Raw genomic sequence first — 541 nt, forward strand, 5'->3', positions numbered from 1 at the left:
ACAAAGATCTCCATGATGGATTATTTTCGCTAAGCAATTCAGCAAACCTAAAAATAATACTGTATAGAGAGCTCAATAAAATCGTCGTCTCGAGCAAAATAAAGTAAGTCTGTCGGCGTATCATTTTTAAATAACCACGCATCAACTTGCCACTTCAGATGGTTCGATATTCTGCTAGAGGCTTCTAACTTTGCGTTATAAACATCTGAGTTATCCAAATCTTGCGTAATCCCAGTGAGAATTTCAGTTCCATCCTCATCATTTAAGGCAAAGCGGACACCTGCAAACACATCATTTTGACCAATGTTCTGTGCGTTATTTCCCCGGCTATCATAGAGGTACTCTCCAATAAGGCCGACATCCCAAACCGTATCAAAAGCGCCGACGATGGTATATTCGAAACCCGTCACCACGCCAACATGATGGTCATAACTATCTCGATATACACTTTCAAGCTTCCATAACCAATCTCCGACAATGCCTTGAACATCAATACCGACATGACTCATCAGCGCATAATATGGTTTGAGTTCACCTTGCT

Annotated in this window: 1 pseudogene; it reads right to left on the reverse strand. The window is 41.0% G+C overall.

The features are described 5' to 3' along the window. Window positions 1-47: 47 nt before the first annotated feature. Window positions 48-541: pseudogene (locus R7E78_RS29850) on the reverse strand (hypothetical protein); the annotation flags it as partial.

The organism is Vibrio sp. YT-19(2023), assembly GCF_033337395.1.